This window comes from Sphingobium bisphenolivorans, assembly GCF_000412635.1.
GTDB classification, from domain to species: Bacteria; Pseudomonadota; Alphaproteobacteria; order Sphingomonadales; family Sphingomonadaceae; genus Sphingobium; species Sphingobium bisphenolivorans.
Genome location: NZ_ASTG01000003.1, coordinates 235,997 through 258,899, shown reverse-complemented (window position 1 = coordinate 258,899; position 22,903 = coordinate 235,997). Strand labels below are relative to the sequence as shown.

Here is a 22,903-nt window from a genome sequence, read left to right as displayed (position 1 = left end):
CAGATTGTCGAACGAGAGGGAGGCCAGACATGATTCAGCCACAGACGACGGTGAACAGCAACCTCTCCGTGAGCATGATCGACACCGATACCGTCTTTGAGCCGCATGGCCGTTCCGACAGCCTGTCCTCGCTCCCCTTGCAGTTCGATCGCCAGACGCGCGCCATCGGCGATCTGTTCAGCAAACGAGCGGTCCTGGTGCGGCAAATCAGTGACAAGGCTGAGCGCAAGGCGGGGGACCCCGCAGAGCGGGGCGCTGGGCAGTCGCCCAGGTCGGGGATAACAGCCAAGATGATCGAAGCGCAGCAGGGCCTGTTCAGCGCCGGCGTGGAGCTGCTCGCCGCCCAGGCCGAACTGATGGGCAAGGCCGCGTCGCTCGGCGGATGGCAGATGCTCACCCATTATCCGGCTTCCATGATGGCCCTGGTCGAACAATTCCAGGGTGCGATGTCGCAGAAGCGGTCCCCCAGCTGACTCTGCGCAACTGATCCCGCCGGGAGCAGCGCCAAGGCGATGCGACCGCGGGATCAGCTTCCCCCAAAAAAACGCGATGCTGTGCTGATACAGGTCCGCCCTGCTGCCGCAGCATGTTAGTGGCGTGGGCAGCGAGCCGTCCCCCCCCCTCTCCCCCCTCAAATTTTCCATGTCCGCGCTTCGTTTCGCGTTCATGTGCGTTGTTGATCCAGGTTTCGAACGGAAACGCAGGAGCGCGATGAGCGAGGAAGCAGGCAGGATTTCGACCGGTAATGCCGGTTTGGATAATATTTTGCGGGGCGGGCTGCCTCCCAAGCGCCTTTACCTGATCGAGGGCGCGCCTGGATCGGGCAAGACCACCCTTTCCCTACAGTTCTTGCTGGAAGGCCGCGACCGGGGTGAGCCGACGCTGTACATCACCCTGTCTGAAACCAGCGAGGAACTGGCCGTCGTCGCGCAATCCCATGGATGGCACCTGGATGATGTCGCCTTGTTCGAATTGGCGTCCGCCGACCAGGTGCTGGGCGCCGGGCGGGACCAGTCGATCCTGCACAGCTGGGAAATGGAACTGGGCGGCACGATCCAGCTCATCAAGGATGAGGTCGAGCGCGTGCGCCCGACCCGGGTCGTTTTCGACAGCCTGTCTGAGATGCGGTTGCTGGCGCAGGATCCGCTACGCTATCGCCGGCAATTATTGTTTCTCAAGCAGTTCTTCGCGGGCCTTAACACCACCGTCATGCTGGTCGACGATCTGACCGGCACGCGGGGCGAGCGCGACAATCATCTCCACAGCCTGTGTCACGGCGTCATCACGCTGGAGCGGCTGACGCTCGATTTCGGCGCGGCGCGGCGGCGGTTGCAGATACAGAAGCTCCGCGGCGTCGATTTCGTCGCGGGATATCATGACTTCATCATCCGCAAGGGTGGAATCGACGTGTTCCCGCGCCTGATCGCTGCGGCGCATCACAGCGCCTTTGTCGGCGAACCGATCGGCAGCGGGGTGGCGGAACTGGATGCGCTGCTGAGCGGCGGACCAGCCCGAGGCACGACCACGCTGATCACCGGGCCATCGGGCGCGGGCAAGACGACGCTGGCGCTGCAATATCTGGCCGCAGCCTGCCGCCGGGGGGAAAAATGCGTCATCTACGAATTTGACGAGCGGATCGGCACGCTGCTGATGCGCGCCCGGGCGTTCGGCTTCGACCTGCAGGAATTTATCGACAACGGCCTGCTGACGGTGCGGCAGATCGATCCGGCCGAAATCGCGCCCGGCGAATTCACCGCCATGGTCAAGCGGGAGGTCGAGGAAGATGAAGCCAGGATTGTCCTGATCGACAGCCTGACCGGCTATGTCGCGGCAATGCCGCAGGAACAGCAATTGATCCTGCAACTGCATGAGCTTCTGTCCTACCTCAACCAGGCTGGCGTGGTGACATTCCTCATCAATCCGCAGCAAGGCTTTTTCGGGTCGATGAGCACGAACGGGCTCAACATCTCCTACATCGCCGACATCGTGATCCTGCTGCGCTTTTTCGAGGCGCAAGGACGGATCAGCAAGGCGCTGTCGGTCATCAAGAACCGCAGCGGAATGCACGAGGACACGATCCGCGAACTGCGGATCGACGCACAGGGCATCAGGGTGGGCGAGCCCCTCTCCGCCTTCAAAGGCGTCCTGACCGGCACGCCCCATTATGTTGGCTCATCCCAAACCTTGATGGAGGATCGGGACAGAGGTGCTTAAGTCGCTTCCGGAAAGCCATCGGGTCCTGGTGAGCGCGCCCTATGGCTGTGATGCGAGCAGCATGGAGACACTGCTCAGGGCGCAGGGCTATGACGCTGTCGCGTGCGGAACGCTGAGCGACATTGCTGGACAAATCAATGAGGATACGGGCGCCATCTTGATCACGGAGGAAGCGCTGGCCGCAGATCTGGGGCCGCTTCACCGGGCGCTGGAGGCCCAGCCTCACTGGTCCGACATCCCCTTCATCCTTTTGGCGGGGCGGCAGGCCGGGCGCACCGACAGCAGCAGCGCCGTGCGGCGACGCCTGCCCGAAAGCGCCATCAACGTCGTTCTGCTGGAGCGGCCGCTGAGCAGCGAATCCCTGCTGAGCGCAGTCGCGTCGGCCGTCCGTTCACGGCAGAAGCAGTTCGAGATACGCGACCGAATCGCCGAACTGAATGGGCAGAAGAACCAGCTGTCCCTGCTCCTCGACCTGCTTCCGGTCGGCGTCGCCTTCGCCGACATGAGCGGATCGGTCCTGTTGTCCAACCCCGCGTTCCGCAAGTTCCAGCCCGACGGTCAGATCCCCTCGCACTCGCCCGATGGCGAGGATCGCTGGATCGCCTATGAAGAGGATGGCAGCAGGGTCACGCGCGACCGGTTCGTCGCGCGGCGGGCGATGCGCGGCGAGGTCGTGCAGGGGGTCGAATTTCTTTATCATCCCCACAGCGGCCGCGACGTCTGGACGCGGGTCAGCGGCCTTCCCCTGCTCGACCCTGCGGGAAAAGTCGCTGGCTCGATCTGCGTCGTCGTCAATATCGATGAGCAGATGCGGGCGCAGGAGGCTCTCACCCTGGCGGCGCAGCGGCTGGAGGATCAGGTTGCGGAGCGCACCGTCGCCTTGCAGGACGCACTGGCGCGCCTGAAGCAGGAGGCGGAAGAGCGGGAGCGTGCCGAGGCGGCGCTCCGCCAGTCGCAAAAGATGGAGGCGGTGGGCCAGCTGACCGGCGGCATCGCCCATGATTTCAACAATATGCTGACGGGCGTGATCGGCGCGATTGATATCATGAAGCGCCGCATCGGGGCGCGGCGCTATGATGATCTCGACAAATTCATGGACGCGGCGTCAGCCTCCGCGCAACGAGCGGCGGGATTGACGCAGCGCCTGCTGGCATTTTCCCGGCGGCAGTCTCTGGACAGCCGGCCAAGCGACGTGAATGCGCTGGTCGCATCGCTGGAGGACCTGCTGAAGCGAACGATGAGCGAGCAGATCGAGGTTTCCATCGTGCAGGCAGATGCGATGCCGCTGGCCCTGGTCGATCCCAACCAGCTGGAAAATGCTATCCTCAACCTGTCGATCAATGCGCGGGATGCAATGCCCGAAGGCGGCAGGCTGGTCATCGAGACGAGCAGCATCGTGCTGGACGACAGTTACACGGCCGCGCACCCGGGCATTGCGGCCGGGGAATATGTAGTCGTCGCCGTGTCCGATACGGGCGTCGGCATGGATCGCGAGATACTCGACAAGGTGTTCGAGCCCTTCTTCACCACCAAGCCGATCGGCCAGGGAACCGGCCTGGGCCTGTCGATGGTCTATGGCTTCGCGAAACAGTCGAAGGGACAGGTGCGCATCCATTCGACGCCTGGCATTGGAACTTCGGTCAAAATCTACCTGCCGATCGCCGACGGGGCGGACCAAGCGGCGGCGGAGACGGCCGGCCAGCAGGTGCATGAGGGCGAAGGCCAGCTTGTCCTGCTGGTGGAGGACGACAATTCCGTCCGTTTGCTGATTGGCGACGTTCTGGAGGAGCTCGGCTATGCCAGCGTCCAGGCCGCGGAGCCGGAACAGGCGATTGCGCTGCTCGAATCCGGGCGGCGGTTCGATCTGATGATCTCCGACGTCGGCTTGCCGGGAATGAACGGGCGGCAGCTGGCCGAGGTGGCGCGCAGCCACTTGCCCGACCTGCCGATCCTGTTCGTGACGGGCTATGCGGAGAATGCGGCCGTTCGGTCGGGCTTTCTGGGGACGAACATGTCGATGATCACCAAGCCCTTCCAGATTGAGGCATTGTCGGCGAAGATCAAGAAGATGCTGGCATGATGGGGGTGGCGGGCATGGCTTGGGCGGGAGTATCGAACGGTGGTTCGGAGCGCCCCTGGTCCCCCCGATGGGCGAGCCAGCGGCGATAGATGGGCCAGATCGCCGGTCCCTCGATCATGTAGCGGCGCCAGAGCCGCCCCGGATTGCTGAGCAGGCGGTGGAGCCATTCGAGGCTCATCGCCTGCATCCAGTCCGGCGCACGCTTCTGCACACCGGTGAGAAAGTCTAGGCTGGCGCCGACGCACAGACCGATGCCCACCGCGCTGCTGGTGCGCGCGACATGCCAGGCGAGAAGTTCCTGCTGCGGGGCACCGACCGCGATGATCGAATAGCGCGCCCGTGCCTCCACCAGAAAATCGCGAGCCTCCCTCACGGCTGCCGGGTTGTGGATGAAGCCCATCGGCGGATTATGGTGCAGGAAGTAGATGGCGGGAAAGTTGGTCCTTAGCCAGGCGATCAGTTCATTCGATCCTCCGACGATGGCGACCCGGTCACCCGGAGTCAGGCTTCGCCGTATCAGCGCCTCGGTCAGGTCGCTGCCGGGTGACGCGGGCAGGTGCACGCCCGCGCCGGCGGCGAGGTGGGAGAGAATGCGGCTATCGCAGATGCAGAGCCAAGCGGCGCGATAGGCAGGCCAGAGGTCGGACCGGCGGCGCTGGATACGCACGACATGGTCGACGTTGGGCGTGACCACATAGGCGAAGGGTGCGCCCGCCGGGCGTTCGACGATGGCGGCGAGCGCCTGCGCGATCGAGAGGTCGCAGAAGTCGAAGTCAAGGAAGCTGATCCTGGCGGGCAGGCTGTCGGCGACCCGCCGCTCGACGGGCGGGCTCAGTCTTTCCGCAACCGGCGCAAGCGTCGCCATGACTGCCCTCCTTCCTTGGCGGCACGACTATGGGCGCGCGCAAGTTGCAAAGCTTTCCAGCCAATTGCCTCAGCAATTTTGGGGAGGGTGCTTGCCGAATATCACCTGGGTGCGGAGCGGACTAATTTCGGGCCAAGCTTACCTGAAGGGATAGGCCATGAAATGGACAGCCTCCACGTCCCGCCGCGTCGGCGGGTTGATCCTGCTTGCCGCGCTCGCCCACTCGCCAGCGATGGCCGGTGAAAGCGCCATCGGTGCAGCCGAAGCGGTGCCCGCCGCTGCCGAATATCGGATTAATGCGGGCGACGAACTCGACGTCATGGTATGGGGCGAAGAACGGATGCAACGCGCGGTGCGGGTGCAGCCCGACGGTTCCTTCTCCTTCCCGCTCGCAGGCCGAATCATGGCGGCGGGCAGCACCACCGGCGCCGTCACCCAGGCGCTGCGCAGCCAGCTTGCCGAGAAATATCGCAACGGCGCACCCGATGTCACGGTATCGGTGCGCGATCCTTCGGGCATGCGCTTCTATGTGATCGGGAAGGTGCGGACCGCCGGAAGCTATGCGGCGGGCAAGGGCGTCGACATCGTGCAGGCGCTGAGCCTTGCCGGGGGCCTTGCCGAGTTCGCTGACGTCAAGGGCGCGGTCATCCTGCGCCAGACGCCGGAAGGCCAGGTGGTCGAGCCGGTACGCATCGCCCAGATCCTGAAGGGCAGCCGCCGCCTGAACCGGGGTGCCCTGCCGGAGAAGATACCGGTGCTGAGAAGCGGCGACATTCTCGTCATCCCATGAGCCCTCGGGTGAACGCGACCCGCCTCGCCGCAAGGGGCGCGGAGGCGGCGCTGGTTCTGACCCTGGGCCTCGCCGGCGCGACAGCCGTGATCGCCGACGTCCGCACGAAGATCGATGTGGAGGGCAGCGCCGCGCTGTCCAACAATCCTCTGCTGATTGCGGGATCGGACAGGAGTGCCGGCATCCTTGAGGCGGGGATCAGGCCCTCGATCGAGCTGAAGGACGGGACAGGTCTGGACCTCGAACTGAGCGGGCTGCTCGCAGGCCGGCATTATACGCGGCGCTATGATGATGTGTGGCATGGTAATGCGCAGCTCGCCGCCAACTGGCGTAAGAATGAATGGCTGTCGATCGCCGGCCTCGCCGCGTTCAATCGCCAGCCGCTGATCGACCGGCTGACTTCCGATATTGACGCGGCGGTCATCAGCAGGGGCGTCGTTGAGGAGAAGACGGGACGGCTGAGCGTCAGCTGGCACCCCGACGCACGCACTCTGATCCAGCCTGAATTCAGCTATCAGGACGCGCATTATCCCGGATTGACGCCGCTCAGCGATACCAGCGAGGCGCGGTGGGGATTGCGCGCGAGCCGGCGGACCAGCGCCTTCACGACGCTGGGCGCGCGCTTCAGCTACGCCCGCGCGAGAGTGGTGGGCACCCCGGACAGCGACATCTATGCTGCCTATGCGACCTTCGATCAGCGGCTGAGCGCGTTCTGGCGCCTCAGCATCGAGGCAGGCGCAGAGCGAGTCCAATCGCCAGTTTTCAAGACCACGCAGGCAAGCGGCCGCGTGGAGCTCTGCCGCGAGGGCGAGCATTTGAGCGCTTGCGCCAGCGGCGGCGTGACATCCGGCGTAAGCAGCCTGGGCGGCGTGCAGCGGCGGATCGACCTTGCCGCGACGACCAACTGGCGGCTTTCACCCCGGCTCACCATGAACGTGGAAGGCCAGTATCAGCGCGCCACTCAGCAGGGCAGCCCCCTGCCCCATATCGATTCGGCGCAGGCACGCATCCGGCTGGAACGGCGCCTCAATAGCCGCCTGACCGCGTCGGCGCTGGCCGAATATCGGCAGCGCGACCTGCTGAGCGGGAGCACCGTCTCCTCGACAGCGGTTGGTATCCAGCTGAAATACGAGTTGATGCCGCTGTAGATACCCAGATCAGGCTGGGGATTTTTCGGGCGTCATTTGACACGGGTCCTTCATCGGGAGCCGAAAAGCCGACTATCAAGGATGGCCTGCGCCAAGCACTGTGTCCGCAGGGACGGCTACTGCCCCAAGGCCGATCCCGCTGTGCGCTGACTCTCCACCCCCATGTCATCGCACCAAGGAGACATGATGATGCTGGTTGCGAATGAGCGTCGGATGCAAGGCCGGAAACGCCCAGCGCTGCCGTCATCCATCAGGCCCCCGCGTGTCGCATACCTCACCAACGTCTATCCCAAGCCCAGTCACAGCTTCATCAGGCGCGAGATTTTCGCGCTGGAGCGGCAGGGTTTCGAGGTAGCGCGGGTGTCAGTGCGCGGCAGCGGGGGCACCTTGCCCGACCCAGCCGACCGGCGCGAACAGCGGCGCACGCATATCCTGCTGAGCGGCAATCATTGGGAACTAATCTCCGCCTTCCTGTCGCGGCTGTTCCGCCAGCCGCGGCGGCTGTGGCGGGGCATTGCCGTGGCGGCCAGCATGCTGGCGCGCGGAACCGCAGGGCCGGTGCGCATGTGCGCCTATCTTCTGGAGGCGTGCCTGCTCGTCAAATTTCTGGAAAGGTCCGAGATCAGGCATGTCCATGTCCATTTCGGGACCAACCCTGCCGCTGTCGCTCGGCTGGCACGGGAATTGGGGGACCTGACCTACAGCGTGACGCTGCACGGCCCGGACGAGTTTGACGAGCCCAAGGCGTTGCTCCTGTCGGAAAAAGTGTCGGGCGCGGCCTTTGTCGTCGCAATCTCCAGCTTCTGCCGGGGCCAGTTGATCCGATGGACGCATGCGCGCGATTGGGGGAAGATCAAGGTGGTCCGATGCGGCATCGAACAGCAGAGCGGCACCTATATCGATGAGCTGGCGATGTGCGCCAATGGCATGTCCGACCGGCTGGTCTGCGTCGCGCGTCTGAGTGCGCAGAAGGGCCTCGGCCTGTTGCTGGAGGCTGCCGCGGAGGTCGCGCGCACGCGCCCCTTCCTGCTGCGCATCATCGGCGACGGGGAACTGCGGCCCCAACTGGAAGAGCAGATCATCCGCCTCCGGCTTCAGGACCATGTCACCTTGCTCGGCTGGTGCAGCGCGGCGGAGGTGCGACGAGAGATGCTGCAGGCCCGGGCGCTGGTGCTGCCGAGCCTTGCCGAGGGGCTGCCCATCGTCCTTATGGAGGCGATGGCGCTTGGCAAGCCGGTCGTCGCGACCTGCATTTCCGGCATTCCTGAACTGGTGGACGATGGATGCGGCTTTCTGGTCCCGGCGGGATCGACTGAAGCGATCGTCGAGGCGCTGCACGCGGTGCTGGCAGCCGATCCCGACACGCTGGTGGCGATGGGCGAAGTTGGGCGGGAGCGCGTCAGGCGCCAGCACGACGTCGACCGCAACACCGCGGCTCTCGCGGCGCTGCTGCGTCCTCTGGTCTAGCGGTGACCGCGGCCCTCCTCTGGATCGTCGCGATCGCCGTCTCGCTGCCGCTGTTGGCGGTCAGCGTCGAATGCTTGGCGGCGCTGGTCTGCCGACCGCCGGCTGCGCCCCGGTGCGAAGCGCCGCCGCTCGCCGTTCTGATGCCGGCGCATGATGAGGCGCAATGCATCGGGCCGACGATAGAGGCGGTCCGCGCGCAGCTCCGCGCGCAGGACCGGCTGCTGGTGGTCGCCGACAATTGCAGCGACGCGACCGCAGCCATCGCGCGCATGCTAGGTGCAGAGGTGATCGAGCGGCAGGATGTCTCCCGGCGCGGCAAGGGTTTCGCGCTCGCCTTCGGGCGCGATCATTTGCGTGATGATCCGCCCGGCGTGGTGCTGGTGCTGGATGCCGACACCCTTCCGGCGTCCGGGGCGATTCATGGCCTTGCCGCCGCTGCGATCGAGCGCAAGGCGGCGCTTCAGGGGCTTTATCTGATCGAAGGGTCGGCAAGCGATCCCAGGGTCGCTGTGTCCACCCTCGCCTTCCGGCTGAAGAATCTCGTTCGACAGAGGGGATTGCAGGCGCTTTCCGGCAACGCGCTCTTACAGGGGAGTGGCATGGCCTTTCCCTGGGCGATGTTCAGCGCCGCACCGCTCGCTACGGCAAGTCTAGTCGAAGACCTGCAATTGGGCGTCGATCTCTTCCTGCGTGGCGGCGCCGTGGGCTTTGCCGAACATGCATGCTTCACCAGCGGCACGAGCGGCGTCGGCGGCACCATATCGCAGCGGACCCGGTGGGAGCATGGCAGCATGGCAGCCGCGCCGCGCCTTGCCGGGCGTATGCTGGCAGCGGCGGTCCGGGGGCGCGCCGCCGCATGGCCGTTGGCGCTCAATCTCGTGGTTCCGCCGTTGGGTATGCTTGCCCTGCTCTGCGCCATCGCGCTTCTGGTGCTGGGCGGGAGTGCCGTCGCTGGGCCGGGGGCGTGGCCGCTCGCCATGCTGACTGCCAGCCTGGCGCTGTTCTGCACGACCCTCCTCCTTGTATGGCATCGCTGGGGACGTGACCTGCTACCGGTTTCGGCCCTTCATCAGCTTGCCGTCTATCTCTTCTGGAAGATGCCGGTCAGTGCCCGCTTCCTGTTCCGCCGGCAAAGCGAGTGGGTCCGCACCGACCGCGAGCGATCGAAGTAAATCAATATCTTACTTGCTCTTGCTGGCCCTGCTCCTGTCACGCGAATCCACCCTCCCAATTTCCATGACGCAATCGACAGGCTGACAGTCGGACAATGGATCAAACATAGTGACGGCATAGCAGCAACGGATTTGTCGGGTCGCACCGAGCCATCTCATTTCCCCGCCCAGGAGGCTGCAATGTCATTATGGTCGATGCAAGGAGCGCAACGCACCGCCATCCTGATGGCGTTGCTTTTGCTCTTTAGCCAGCAGCTGGATGAGCCCGCGACTGCCGAGCTTGTCACTGCCTCAGCGGCCGCCCCAGCTAGAGCCGCGACGCCGGCGAAAAAGCCTCAACAGCAGCAGCAGCAGGATGAAGATCGGGGGCCGGGACCCGGCACCTATCTGTGCCTGCTGACCTGCGCTGTCGTGGTCGCCCGCCAGATCCGAAAGCGCGGGAAAACGCACGTCGTGCTTTCCTGAAAATTCCAGAGGACCAGACCCGCTATGCATGAGCAACGCAAACTGTTCGAACCGTGGCGCTGTGTCCTGGTCGGCGACGAGACTATCCTGATCGAGTGCGGGAAAATTCTGCTGGAGCGAGGGCATGAGATCGTCGCCGTCGCGAGTGAGCGGGCCTTTATCGCAGACTGGGCTGAGGCGAACTTCATCCGTCATCTGAGCCATGCGCGCGAGATTGAAGGGAGCGGGATCGGCGGGTTCGATTATCTCTTCAGCATCGCCAACCTCAATATCTTGCCCGAGGGGCTGCTTGCGCTTCCCCGTCGTGGTGCGATCAATTTCCATGATGGTCCGTTGCCCCGCTATCCGGGGCTCAACGCGCCAGTGCGGGCGCTGCTGAACGGCGAGGCGCAGCATGGCATCACCTGGCACCGGATGATGCGCGAGGTCGATGCGGGGGCCATCCTCGGCACGCGAACCTTCCCCATCGACCCGGGCGAGACGGCCTTCTCGCTCAACACCAAATGTTTCGCCGCCGCGATCGAGAGTTTCGCCCAGCTGGTGGACGGGCTCGCTGCCGATCTGGTCATCGAGGTCAGTCAGGACGCCGGCACGCTCTTCGCTGAGCGCTATGGCGACCGTACTGCAGGTGCCGGCATGATTCCGTTGTCGGCCAATGCTGCCGAAGTCGAGCGGTTCGTCCGCGCACTGGATTTTGGCAGCCATGCCAATCCTGTCGCGCTGCCCACGCTGCTTTTTCAAGGCCAGACCGCCACGGTGCGCAAGGCGGCAATGATCGGGCAAGCGTCAGGCGAGGCACCCGGCACGATCCTGCGCGTCGATACCGATGCGGTAACGGTGGCGACCGGCGGAGGCGATATCCGATTGCAGGACTGGTTCGTCGCTCCCCAAGCGCTCGGCTTGGCCGTCGGGCAGCGTTTCGACATGCCGTCAGCCGAGCAGCAGACGTCGCTGTCCCGGCTCGCAGCAGCCTTTGCGGCCCAGGAGAAATATTGGCGCAAGCGACTGAAGGCGCTGGATCCGCTGCCGATGGACTGTTTCGACCGCCAGCCAGGTTCGGGAACCGGGGCGCTCGACCAGGTCCTCCCGGGTGGAAGCTTGGCGATATTCGCCTCCATCCTCGGCTATCTCGCGCGTATTCATGATCGTGGCCGGTTCGATATCGGTTATTGCGATCCTGTCCTTTCGATGCGGATCGAAGGGCTGGAGCCGTGGTTCGCACCTGTCCTGCCTATCTCGGTCGAGATCGATTTCCGCGGAAACGTTACCAAGCTGCGCGAAGGGCTGTCCGATGTGCTGGCGCAGACGCATCGCCGGCTTGGCTATCGCGCCGATCTCCCCTTGCGCATGGGGGAGGAGTTTGGCGGTCGCGACGCGGCCTTGCCCGTCGTCTTGAAGATCGTCGATCAATTTGCCGAGACTCCCTTGCCGGCGGGCTGCAAGCTGATGGTGGCTATCCGCGCGGACGGGACGATGGCGCGCTGGGTTTTCGACCGCGCGCATCTGGATGAGGGCGCGGTCGCGATGATGCAGGCGGGCAGCCTGGCGCTGCACCGGCAGGCCGAGGATGAGCCTGAGCGGCCCGTCGCTGAACTGACGCTGGGTGCCGTTCCGGCGTCCGCAGGGGTTGCCGTCGAATGGCGGCAAGATGCGCCCGTACACCAGCTTTTCAGCGAAATGGCCGTGCGCGCGCCATCCGCAATCGCGGTCACCTGCCGGGGCGAGAGCCTGACCTATGAGGAGCTTGATCGGCGGTCCAACCAGTTCGGCCGCTACTTGCAGCGCCGGGGCGTAGGGCCGGACGTGCTGGTTGGGCTGCATTGTGACCGATCGCTCGACCTGATCGTTGCACTAATGGGGATATGGAAGGCGGGAGGTGCCTATGTGCCGCTCGATCCCGCCTATCCTGCACCCCGGATCAGGCACATGATCGAGGACGCGGCGCTCAAGGTGATCATCACCCGATCGCAGCTGCTTCCCCTGCTGGGACAGGGGAGCGCGATCTGCATCGACAGCGAGTGGAGCGCCATCACGGCGGAGGATGACAGCGCCCTCCCCGCCTCCAGCGGGCCGGACAATCTTGCCTATGTGATCTTCACCTCCGGATCGACCGGCAAGCCCAAGGGCGTGATGGTCGAGCATCGCAATGTCGTCAATTTCTTCGCCGGCATGGACCAGCATATCGCTCGCCAAGGCAACTGGCTGGCCGTCACGAGCCTCAGCTTCGACATCAGTGTGCTGGAGCTGTGCTGGACGCTGACCCGCGGCCTGCATGTGGTGCTGGCCACCGGCAACGAAATGAAGCCCGCCGCGCCCCCGCGCCGCCCAATGGACTTCAGCCTCTTTTATTTCGCGGCGGACGAGGCCAGTGACGCGACTGAAAAATACCGGCTGCTGCTGGAGGGCGCGCGCTTCGCCGACCAGAACGGCTTTGCAGCGGTGTGGACACCGGAGCGGCATTTCCATGCCTTTGGCGGCCTCTACCCCAATCCCGCCGTCGCGGGGGCCGCGGTTGCCGCGATTACCAGCCGCGTGCAGATCAGGGGCGGCAGCGTCGTCCTGCCGCTGCACCATCCCGCGCGCGTGGCGGAGGAATGGTCGGTGGTGGACAATATCTCCGGCGGGCGGGTCGGCATCGCCTTCGCGTCCGGGTGGCAGCCCAATGACTTCGTGCTGCGTCCGGAAAATTATGCGGATCGGAACGCGGCGTTGCTGCGCGATCTGGACGCAGTGCGCGGCTTGTGGCGGGGGGAAGCGCGCAGCTTCGACGGGCCGACCGGGCCTGTGGAGGTGACCACCCTGCCCCGCCCGATACAGGCCGAACTGCCCTATTGGATCACGTCGGCCGGCAATGCGGAAACCTTTGCGGCGGCGGGACGGGCGGGCGCGTCGATCCTGACCCATCTGCTCGGCCAATCGGTGGACGAACTGGCGGAGAAGATCCGCGTCTATCGGGCTGCGCGGCGCGAGGCGGGACATGCGGGAGAGGGCCAGGTCACGCTGATGCTGCACAGCTTCGTCGGGCCTGATGCCGACGCAATACGGGAGATCGTCCGCCAGCCGCTGATTGCCTATCTGCGCACGGCGACCAGTCTGGTGAAGCAATATGCCTGGTCCTTCCCCGCCTTCAAGCGGCGGGCAGGCATGGCCGATTCCGTATCGAACGCCGAGTTCGAGAGCCTGACGGCCGAAGAGATGGAAATGCTGCTGGAGCATGCCTTCGACCGCTATTTCGAGGGCAATGGCCTGTTCGGCACGCCCGAGCAATGCGTGGCCATGGTCGACCGGCTGCGGGCGGTCGGCGTCGATGAGATTGCCAGCCTGATCGATTTCGGCGTGGAGAGCAGACAAGTGCTGGCGCATCTGCCTTGGCTCAACCAACTGCGACAGCTGTGCACCGACGCTTCGCATGAGGAAGCTGAGCCGATCGCCGCGCTAATGGAACGGCATCAGGTCACGCATCTGCAATGCACGCCATCGATGATGCGCATGCTGCTCGCCGAGCCGGGTGCGCGGCCGCATATCGCCGCACTCGATCATCTGATGATTGGCGGTGAGGCTTTCCCGCCCGATCTGGCGGAAGAGTTGAGCGGGCTGGTCAGGGGCAAGGTCACCAATATGTACGGTCCCACCGAGACGACGATCTGGTCGGCGGTGCATCGCGTGACGAAAGGCGGGGCTGTTCCCTTGGGCGCGCCGCTTGCCAACCAGTCGATCGCGATCATGGACAGCCGCCAGAGGCCGCTGCCAAGCGGGGTGCCGGGCGAGATCCTCATCGGCGGCGCTGGCGTCGTGCGGGGCTATCTCAACCGTCCTGAACTGACGGCAGAGCGCTTTGTCGCCGACCCCGCCGAGCCGGGCGCGCGGCTCTATCGCACGGGCGACCTTGGGCGCAGGCGGCGTGACGGGACGCTGGAGTTCCTCGGACGGCTCGACCATCAAGTGAAGATACGCGGCTATCGCATCGAGCTGGGCGAAATCGAGGCGCTGTTGCATCAGATGAGCGAAGTCGGCGAGGCGGTCGTCACCGCCATCCGCTCCGACGATGGCGAACAGATGCTGGTTGCCTATGCCGCGCCGCTTGCGGCCAATCACGACTTTGGCCCCATGCGCGAGCGGCTGCGGGCGGAGCTGCCCGACTTCATGGTGCCGACCCATTATGTCGGCCTCCAGCGCCTGCCGCATACGCCCAATGGCAAGATCGACCGCAACGCCCTCCCCCGTCCGGAGCGCGCAGCACCGGTGTCGCAGAAGGCGTTCGTCGCGCCGGAAGATGGCATGGAAGCACGCATCGCGGCGGTCTGGCGCGACGTTCTGAAGCTGGAGAGCATCGGTTCGCTCGACAATTTCTTCGATGCGGGCGGCCATTCACTGCTGGCGGTGCAGATGCATCGACGGCTGACGGCTGAGCTCAACTGCCAGATGGCGCTGACGGACATCTTCCGCTTCCCGACGATCCGCACGCTCGCGGCGCATCTGGCGAGTGGTACGGCGGACGATCTGGCAGCGCAGCAAGGCCTTGCCCGTGCCGAGGGGCGTCGCGCCGCCATCGCGCGGCGGGCGATGGCGCGCAACGTCATGGCGACCGGCGATCGGAGTTCGATCTGATGGATCAGCATGCGAGCTGGCCGGGGATGAATCAGGGCGACCCCGATTTCGATGCCCATATCGCGGTCGTCGGCATGGCGTGCCGCTTCGCCGGGGCGCCCGATCTGGAAAGCTATTGGACGAACCTGCGCGAGGGGCGGGAGTCGATCACGCGCTTTAGTGAGGCGGAACTACTCGCGGCGGGGGTCGATCCCCGCGCGCTGGCCGATCCCCATTATGTTCCGGTCGGCGCGCCGATGCCGGACATGGAGATGTTCGACGCTACCCTGTTCGGCCTCAGCGCCCGCGATGCCGCGATCATGGACCCGCAGCATCGCCACTTCCTGCAATGCGCCTGGGCGGCGCTGGAAAATGCGGGCCATGCTCCCGACCAGTTCAGCGGGGCGATCGGTGTGTTCGCCGGATCAGGGCACAATGCCTATCTGCCCTATAATCTGCTGACCAACCCCGATCTGGTGCACAAGGTCGGCTTCTTCCTGATGCGGCATACCGGCAACGACAAGGATTTTCTGGCGACCCGCGCCTCCTATCTGCTCGACCTCAAGGGGCCGAGCGTCAATGTGCAGACGGCCTGTTCCACTTCTCTCGTCGCGATCCATATGGCGATGCAGAGCCTGCTGAACGGCGAGAGCGACATGGCGCTGGCGGGCGGCGTTACGATCGAGATGCCGCATGGTCAGGGCTATCGCTACGAACCCGGGGAAATTCTCTCGCCCGACGGCCACTGCCGCGCCTTCGATGCGGACGCGGCAGGAACGATCTTCGGCAGCGGCGCGGGCGTGGTGGTGCTGCGCCGGCTGCGGGACGCGATGGAGGATGGTGACCATATCCACGCCGTCGTGCGCAGTTCCGCCGTCAATAATGACGGGCTGGGCAAGGTCAGCTATCTGGCGCCCAGTGTCGATGGACAGGCGCGCGCCATTTCCGAGGCGCTGAGCATCGCCAATGTCGATGCTCGCTCGATCAGCTATGTCGAGGCGCATGGCACCGGCACGCCGGTCGGCGACCCGATCGAGGTCGCGGCGCTGACTCAGGCCTTCCGCAGCGACACCGACGCGGTCGGCTATTGCGGCATAGGTTCGGTGAAGCCCAATATCGGCCATACCGACACGGCCGCGGGGGTGGCGAGTTTCATCAAGGTCGCCCTCGCTCTTCAGCATCGCGAGTTGCCGCCCTCGCTCAACCATGACCGGGACAATCCCGCCTGCGGGTTGGACCGGTCGCCCTTTTTCGTCAACGATCGGCTGCGGCACTGGGAGGGGGTCGCGGGCATGCCGTTGCGCGCTGGGGTAAGTTCGCTCGGCGTGGGTGGCACCAATGCGCATGTTGTTATGGAAGAGGCGCCTTCGCCATTGCCGTCCGATCCGGCTAAGCGGCGCTGGCAGCTGCTGGTGCAATCGGCCGCTTCCCCCGCCGCGCTCGACGCCAACGCGCAGGCCTTGGCTGACCATCTGAAAGAGCATGGCGAGCAGGCGCTGGCGGATGTCGCCTTCACGCTGCAAAGCGGCCGCAAGGCGCTGGCGCATCGACGCGTAGTCGTCGCGCCAGGCCATGCAGAGGCGGCGGTGGCGCTGCGTGACCCAGAGTCTGTTTTCGCCTTGAACCGCCATTGCACGACCAGCGGCCGCAAGGTCGCCTTCCTCTTCGCGGGCGGTGGCGCGCAATATGTGGGGATGGCGCGTGACCTCTACGAGGCGGAGAGCGTCTTCCGCGAGGCAGTGGACCAGTGCCTCCCGATCCTTGCCGAACTGAGCACGGCCGACTTTCGGACGCTGCTGCTCACCTCCGATGATAAGGCGGCGATGCAGCGGCCCGCGACCGGCCTGCCGCTGCTCTTCACGGTTCAATATGCCACCGCGCGCCTGTGGATGGATTGGGGCGTGGAGCCTGACGCGATGCTGGGCCACAGCATGGGCGAATATGTCGCGGCCCATCTGGCAGGGGTGTTCGACTTGCGGTCGGCGCTCAAGCTGGCGCTCGGCCGTGCGGAACTGTTCGAGACTTTGCCGCCCGGCCGCATGTTGAGCGTGCCGCTGCCGGAAGAGAAGCTGCGCCCTTATCTCGGCCCCGACCTGTCTATCGCGGCGGTCAATGGCGGCGCGCTGACGGTGGCATCCGGTGCGATCGGTGCCATAGAGCGGCTGCGAGAAGCGCTGGAGGCGGACGGGATCACCAGCCAGCAGGTTGCGATCTCGGTCGCGGCCCATTCGCACATGCTGGAGCCGATTCTCGCCCCCTTCCGCCAGCTCGTTGCGGCCATCGCCATGGAAAGGCCGCGCCGCCGCTTCCTGTCCTGCCTGACGGGCGATTGGGCGGGGGCTGAGGATGTGACGACACCCGATTACTGGGTGCGCCACTTGCGCGAGACGGTGCGCTTCGACGCGGCGCTCGACCGGCTGCTGCCGGCAGGACATCTGCTGCTGGAGGTGGGACCGGGGCGGACACTCACCAGCCTGGCGCGGCAGCATCGCGCGCGTGCGCCGGAACAGGCGGTGTTCAATTCGCTCCGCCATCCCGATGAGGTCTATGACGATCTAGCCTATATGCTGCGCACGCTGGGCGGCTTGTGGACGGCGGGGTTCGACGTGCCTTGGGAAACGTTGCGGCGCGGCGAACGGCGGCGGCGCGTGCCGCTGCCCAGCTATCGCTTCGAACGGCAGCGCCACTGGATCGAGCCGGGCAAGGCCGGCGCGCAGGATCACGGCCAGGATGTCGAACTGATCGACCATCCCGACAAAGCCAACTGGTTCTATCAGCCGGCCTGGCAGCGCGCGCCGGTCGGCGAAGCGGGTGACGAAGCGGCGGGGGCGTTGCTCTTCCTGGATGAGAAGGGTGTCGGCGCGGCACTGGCGGCGCGGCTGCGGCGCGCGGGCTGCGATGTGACGACGGTGCAGGCGGGCAAGCGTTTCCGCGCGACCGGGGGCATGGTGACGATGAACCCCGCCGAGGCCGGTGATTATGCCCAGTTGGTGGCTCACTTGGAGCGCCAGGGCGGGATGCCGGAGCGCATCTTTCATCATTGGTTGGTTGGGGACGACCGGCGCGGCGGTGCTGACAGGAGTTTGCAGCGGGGCTTCTGGTCGCTCTTCTATCTGGCGCGGGCGATCGGCGAAGCGGGAATCGATCGCGCCCTGACGATCGCGCTGGTGTCGACGGGCATGCAGCGCGTCTGTGACGAGGCCGGCGGCGATCCCGTCAAGGCGGCGGCGCTTGGCCCCTGCCGCGTCTTGCCCACGGAATTCCCGAATATCCGCGCGGTCGCGATCGACATAGACCTGCCCGACGGGCCGGAGCAGAGCGAGGATCTGGCGGCGGCGATCATTGCGGAGGCCGCGGCGGAGCAACCCGCAGCGGTCGTCGCCTATCGGCGGCTGGAACGCTGGGTCGAAACGTTCGAGCCGATGGCTCTGGCCGAGCGTGATCGCGGGCGGCTGCGGCCGGGTGGGACCTATCTGATCACCGGCGGCCTCGGCGGTATCGCGCTGCGCATCGCAGAGCATCTGTTTGAAAGCGTCGGCGCGCGATTGGCGCTGTTGTCGCGGTCGGCTCTTCCTCCCCGCGAGCAATGGGTCGATCTTCTGGACCGGCTCTCGCCCGGCGACATGCTGAGCCAGCGCATCCGGCAGGTCCGCGCGCTGGAAGAAAAAGGAGCGGAGGTTCTGCTGCTCCAGGCGGACATCAGCGACGTACGGGCGATGAAGCGCGCGGTAACGGCGGCGCGGGCGCGTTTCGGCGGCATAGACGGCGTGTTCCATGCGGCGGGCGTGCTGGACGATGGCCCTATCGCGCTGAAGAGTGCCGAGAGCGCGGCCGCGGTGCTGAAGCCCAAGATTGCGGGCACGCTCGCGCTTGAGGCGGCGTTGGGACGGGAACCGCCTGATTTCCTGATGCTCTTCTCCTCCGTCAGCGCCATCGCGGGCCTTGGCGGACAAGTGGATTATGCCGCAGCCAACGCCTTCCTCGACAGCTATGCGCGGCATCGGGCGGGGCGTGGTGCGACGGCGGTGATGGCGGTCGGCTGGCCGCGCTGGCAGGAGGTGGGCATGGCCGTCGGGCCGCTCGCCCCGCCCCCTCGCCCCCAGACGGCCGAAGTGCGGCGGATGGAGGCCGGTTTCTTCGATCAGTTGCTCACCGATACACCGATGCGGCGCACGGTAGCGGCGCGGCTGTCGCCCTCCACCCACTGGCTGCTCGACGAACACCGGCTGAGCAGCGGCGCGGCGCTGGTGCCGGGGTCCGGCCTGGTGGAGATCGTGCGGCAGGCGTTCCAGGGCATCGCGCGCCATCGCCCGTTCGAGCTGCGCGAACTCATGTTCCTGGAGCCCTTCGCCGTTGGGGACGAGGCGACGCGTGATATGCAGGTCGATCTGCTGCACCAAGGAGGCGATCTGTGGCGAGTCCATATCATGGGACGCGACAGCGCGGCGACGGAAAGCGATCCGTGGACGGAACATGCCCGCGGCTATGCGCTGATCGGCACACCGGAAGACGCCCGCAGACTGGATCGCGACATGCTGCTGGCGCGCTGTAGCCAGACAAGCGGCACCCATGCGGCGGGATCGGCGGCGCATCTGCATTTCGGGCCCCGCTGGCAGAATATCGTAGGCGTCCATGTCGGACAGGGCGAGGCGCTGATCGACCTCAGACTGGGCAAGGACTTCCACGGCGACCTGCGCCAGATGGCGCTCCACCCCGCGCTGCTGGACTTCGCAACGGCCGGCGCGCAAATGCTGATCCCCGGCTTTGAGGCGACAAGCGAATTCTATGCGCCGGCCTCCTATGGACGGCTGCGGCTGATCGCGCCCTTGCCCGCCCAGATCATGAGCCATGTCCGGCTGCGCCATGGCGCCACGCAAGCCGGAGAGGTTGCCACTTTCGACATCAGCATCGCTTCCATGCAGGGACAGGTGCTGGCGGAGATCGAAGGGTTCACCATGATGCGCGTGCGGGAGGCGCAGGCGCTGGGTGGGGGTAACCCGGCCACCATCAGCCAGTCCAGATCAGGCTCGCAGGGTCTGTCCTGTTGCGACGGTATGGAGGTCATCGACCGCATCCTGGCCGCACGCGCTGCGCCGCAGATCATTGTTTCCCCGCAGAGCCTGATGCCGATGCTGGACCGGATGCGTGCGCCAGCGACCACTGCCAAGGCCCCAACATCGGGGTCAGGCGTGCCGGCAGAGGACCTTCCTCGCACCGATACCGAACGCGCCATCGCCGCCATTTGGCAGGACATGCTGGGTGCGGGCGCAATCCGGCGGGGCGACGATTTCTTCGACCTGGGCGGTCATTCGCTGCTGGCGGTGCAGCTGATCAACCGGCTGCGCAAGCAGTTCGGGCAGCCATTGCCGCTGACCGCCCTGATCGAGGCGCCAACGCTGGCGCGGCTGGCGGCGCTGATCTGCCCCACCGACAGTCCATCGGAAGAGAGTGCGGAGGCACTGCCGGGATCGCCCGCCCCCGGCATCCTGCTGCTGCACGCAGGTTATGAACCGGGCGCGTTGTTCCTGGTTCATGACGGGCTGGGCGAGACGTTGCTCTACCGCACGCTCGCGCTGCAACTCGACGGACCATCGGTCTACGGCATCCAGCCCGAGCGCCACCCCGACGGCAGCTTCGTCCATTCCAGCATCGCCGACATGGCGCGGGGCCATGTCACGCGCCTGCGGCAGGTGCAGCCGAACGGACCCTATATGATCGCCGGCTTGTGCGCGGGCGGCGTGATTGCGATGGAAATAGCGCGGCAGCTGGAGGATGCGGGGGAGGAGGTCGCCTATGTCGGCATCATTGACGCCGCCGATGTCGAGGCGCTTGAGCGGCCCTTCCACGGTATGCGGTCCCGCTGGCATCGGGCGGCACAATCCTTGCGGCGGGACTGTGGGTCGCTGGCGGGCGTCGCCGCCGCCGGGCCCGCTCTGCTGCGGAAGGTTCTCAACATGGTCTGCTACGAGATCAGCTCCCGTCTCGACCGACGCCGGCTTGACGAAGCGGTGGCGCAGGCGAGCCGGACCGGCGAAGCGGCGCCTGCTGCCCTGCCCTTCCTCGATCTCTATCAGGCCGCGCACCGCATGCACCGGCCCCAGGGACTCGTGAACTCTCCCAAGGTGGTGCTCTACAAAGCGACCAAGGGGAACGGCACCATGGAGGACCATCCCTTCTCCAACCAATATGGCGACCATGCCATGGGCTGGGGCCGGCGCGTCGCCGATCATATAGAGGTGGAGGACGTCCCCGGCGGTCATTCGAGCGCGCTGCAAAAGCCGCATGTCGATAGACTCGCACGCTTGATGCAAAACGCGCTGGACGAAGTGCTGATCCGGATCGGCCGGCGATCCCCACCCTGTCCCGGCGCTTCGCAAGCGGAGCATACCCCCATTGCAGCAGGCCATGACCGATGAGCAGCCCCGCCCCTTTCCGTCAGCGCCATTCGCCTGTGCTGATTTCCATCGTCAACTATCGGACATCCGCGCTGGTCATTGATTGTCTCGCCAGCCTCGCCGGCGAAATCGCTGCCTATCCGCAAGCCCATGCCGTCATTGTCGACAATGCGTCCGGCGATGGGTCGGCCGAGAGGATTGCGGCTGCGATCGAGGAAAATGGCTGGCAGAAATGGACGTCATTGGTGGCGTCGAGCAGCAATGGCGGCTTTTCCTATGGCAATAATCTGGCGGTCGCGTCGGCTCCGGCAGGGTTCGTGCCCTGTTTTGTCTGGCTGCTCAATCCCGACACGCGGGTCCGCCCCGGCGCACTGCTTGCCTTGCTGGACTTCATGCACGCTCATCCCTGCGCCGGCGTTGCGGGTACGCTGCTGGAGGACGGCGATGGGGTCGTCTGGCCCTATGCCTTCCGCTTCCCCACCGTGGCGGGAGAAGTCGAGCGGGCAGCGAAGCTCCGCCTCGTCAGCCGCCTGCTCCAAAATCGCGCCATCCCCCGGAAGATGGATGCCCGGCCCGCGCAGGTGGACTGGGTATCGGGCGCCAGCATGATGATCCGCGCAGGCATATTCGACGCGATCGGCCCGATGGATGAAGGCTATTTCCTTTATTTCGAGGAAACCGATTTCTGCCTGCGCGCGCGGCGGGCCGGCTGGCAGTGCTGGTATGTGCCCGACGCGCGGGTGCTACATATCGCTGGGCAAAGCACCGGCATTACCGGCAAGAACGCAGTCGTGCCGCGCATGCCCGCCTACTGGTTCGAATCCCGGCGGCGCTACTTCCTTAAGAATCATGGGCATGGCTACGCGATCTGCGCCGACATGGCATGGATGATCGCCCATCTTTTCTGGCGCATCCGGCGCCGGCTGCAAGCGCTGCCCGACACGGACCCGGCTAACCTGCTTTCGGATTTCTTCGCTCATTCGGCCCTACGGCAGCCGCTGCTGAACCGCGCTGCAAATGACAAGGATGGCTCCGCGACGGCGCGGCCGGAGATGCGCACGACATGAGCCATGTCGGCGCATTGCTGCCTGGCCCGCCGGGTATGGAGTTGCGCCTGTTCGACGTACGCCATATGCCGGCGGCCGCGCCGCAATCGGGACAGGAGCGCCTCCGCGCGGCCCGTTTCCTCTTCGATCGGCACCGGCATCGCTATCTGGCGGGGCGCTTCGCCCTGCGCTGCATCCTGTCCGACTGGACGGGCATCCCCGCGCCCGCGCTTCGCTTCGCGGAATATGGGCGGGGCAAGCCGATGCTGCTGGACCGGCCCGAGATCCGCTTCAACCTCAGCTATGCGGACGAGAACGTCCTTATCGGCGTGAGTGCAAAAAGCGACCTGGGAGTCGATATCGAAAGACGCCGCCCCTTCCCCGACGCCCGCGCGCTCGCCGAGGATTGTTTCGACGGCGAGGAACAGGCAGCGCTGCACGCGACATCATCGGCAAGGGATGAGAGCGATCTCTTCCTCTGCGGATGGACGCGCAAGGAAGCCGCGTTCAAGGCAGCAGCGCTCGGCATCGTCGATGATCCGGCCAGCATAGCGACCGGGATAGAGCCCGCCTATCGCGAACTGCCCATAGGCGGGTGCCTGCGCGCCGGCGTCAGCACGATGGTCACGGATCGGCACATGATATCCTGGGCCGCTATATTGTAGCTCAACCGA

Annotated in this window: 13 protein-coding genes; 12 read left to right on the top strand and 1 reads right to left on the bottom strand. The window is 65.6% G+C overall.

Going from position 1 to position 22,903, the window contains the following annotated elements:
- Positions 1-29: 29 nt before the first annotated feature.
- The 3 genes from L858_RS0103525 to L858_RS0103515 all read left to right on the top strand — a co-directional run bounded on the left by L858_RS0103525 (position 30) and on the right by L858_RS0103515 (position 4,294).
- Entirely contained in the window at positions 30-473 is a 444-nt protein-coding gene (locus L858_RS0103525; RefSeq protein ID WP_022681766.1) for a hypothetical protein, read from the top strand.
- A gap of 238 nt (positions 474-711) precedes the next feature.
- Positions 712-2,214 carry an ATPase domain-containing protein gene (locus L858_RS0103520; RefSeq protein ID WP_022681765.1) on the top strand — a complete coding sequence of 501 codons (1,503 nt, stop codon included), beginning with the start codon at positions 712-714 and terminating at the stop codon, positions 2,212-2,214.
- Complete coding sequence (locus L858_RS0103515; protein WP_022681764.1) at positions 2,207-4,294, top strand: ATP-binding protein; 2,088 nt, start codon at positions 2,207-2,209, stop codon at positions 4,292-4,294. The genes L858_RS0103520 and L858_RS0103515 overlap by 8 nt, the downstream gene beginning before the upstream one ends.
- Here L858_RS0103515 and L858_RS19565 read toward each other — a convergent pair.
- Entirely contained in the window at positions 4,275-5,159 is an 885-nt protein-coding gene (locus L858_RS19565) for a WecB/TagA/CpsF family glycosyltransferase (RefSeq protein WP_022681763.1), read from the bottom strand. The genes L858_RS0103515 and L858_RS19565 overlap by 20 nt on opposite strands.
- 157 nt (positions 5,160-5,316) lie before the next feature.
- Here L858_RS19565 and L858_RS0103505 point away from each other — a divergent pair, with 157 nt between their 5' ends.
- The 9 genes from L858_RS0103505 to L858_RS19545 all read left to right on the top strand — a co-directional run bounded on the left by L858_RS0103505 (position 5,317) and on the right by L858_RS19545 (position 22,894).
- A complete protein-coding gene (locus L858_RS0103505; protein WP_022681762.1) occupies positions 5,317-5,949 on the top strand; it encodes a polysaccharide biosynthesis/export family protein in 633 nt (210 codons plus the stop codon).
- Positions 5,950-5,957: 8 nt separating this feature from the next.
- Positions 5,958-7,097 (top strand): hypothetical protein, encoded by a 1,140-nt coding sequence (locus L858_RS0103500; protein ID WP_022681761.1) that lies wholly within the window; start codon positions 5,958-5,960, stop codon positions 7,095-7,097.
- A gap of 183 nt (positions 7,098-7,280) precedes the next feature.
- Positions 7,281-8,564, top strand: a complete 1,284-nt coding sequence (locus L858_RS0103495) for a glycosyltransferase (protein WP_022681760.1) — start codon at positions 7,281-7,283, stop codon at positions 8,562-8,564.
- 2 nt (positions 8,565-8,566) lie between these two features.
- The gene (locus L858_RS0103490) at positions 8,567-9,736 is read left to right on the top strand and encodes a glycosyltransferase family 2 protein (protein ID WP_022681759.1); all 1,170 of its coding nucleotides are present in this window, start codon (positions 8,567-8,569) and stop codon (positions 9,734-9,736) included.
- Between the two features lie 132 nt (positions 9,737-9,868).
- Entirely contained in the window at positions 9,869-10,201 is a 333-nt protein-coding gene (locus L858_RS0103485) for a hypothetical protein (protein ID WP_193742838.1), read from the top strand.
- A 24-nt stretch (positions 10,202-10,225) separates the two neighbouring features.
- Positions 10,226-14,809: a MupA/Atu3671 family FMN-dependent luciferase-like monooxygenase gene (locus L858_RS19560; RefSeq protein ID WP_022681757.1), complete on the top strand. Its 4,584-nt coding sequence runs from the start codon at positions 10,226-10,228 to the stop codon at positions 14,807-14,809.
- Positions 14,809-21,204, top strand: coding sequence for a type I polyketide synthase (locus L858_RS19555; RefSeq protein ID WP_022681756.1), 6,396 nt, complete (start codon positions 14,809-14,811; stop codon positions 21,202-21,204). The genes L858_RS19560 and L858_RS19555 overlap by 1 nt, the downstream gene beginning before the upstream one ends.
- Positions 21,201-22,250 (top strand): glycosyltransferase family 2 protein, encoded by a 1,050-nt coding sequence (locus L858_RS19550; RefSeq protein ID WP_022681755.1) that lies wholly within the window; start codon positions 21,201-21,203, stop codon positions 22,248-22,250. The genes L858_RS19555 and L858_RS19550 overlap by 4 nt, the downstream gene beginning before the upstream one ends.
- Complete coding sequence (locus tag L858_RS19545; protein ID WP_022681754.1) at positions 22,247-22,894, top strand: 4'-phosphopantetheinyl transferase family protein; 648 nt, start codon at positions 22,247-22,249, stop codon at positions 22,892-22,894. The genes L858_RS19550 and L858_RS19545 overlap by 4 nt, the downstream gene beginning before the upstream one ends.
- Positions 22,895-22,903: the final 9 nt, after the last annotated feature.

Coding starts and splice junctions, on each gene's coding strand:
- L858_RS0103525 (WP_022681766.1), top strand. CDS start 30: ATGATTCAGCCACAGACGACGGTGAACAGCAACCTCTCCGTGAGCATG.
- L858_RS0103520 (WP_022681765.1), top strand. CDS start 712: ATGAGCGAGGAAGCAGGCAGGATTTCGACCGGTAATGCCGGTTTGGAT.
- L858_RS19565 (WP_022681763.1), bottom strand. CDS start 5,159: ATGGCGACGCTTGCGCCGGTTGCGGAAAGACTGAGCCCGCCCGTCGAG.
- L858_RS0103505 (WP_022681762.1), top strand. CDS start 5,317: ATGAAATGGACAGCCTCCACGTCCCGCCGCGTCGGCGGGTTGATCCTG.
- L858_RS0103495 (WP_022681760.1), top strand. CDS start 7,281: ATGATGATGCTGGTTGCGAATGAGCGTCGGATGCAAGGCCGGAAACGC.
- L858_RS19560 (WP_022681757.1), top strand. CDS start 10,226: ATGCATGAGCAACGCAAACTGTTCGAACCGTGGCGCTGTGTCCTGGTC.
- L858_RS19555 (WP_022681756.1), top strand. CDS start 14,809: ATGGATCAGCATGCGAGCTGGCCGGGGATGAATCAGGGCGACCCCGAT.
- L858_RS19550 (WP_022681755.1), top strand. CDS start 21,201: ATGAGCAGCCCCGCCCCTTTCCGTCAGCGCCATTCGCCTGTGCTGATT.
- L858_RS19545 (WP_022681754.1), top strand. CDS start 22,247: ATGAGCCATGTCGGCGCATTGCTGCCTGGCCCGCCGGGTATGGAGTTG.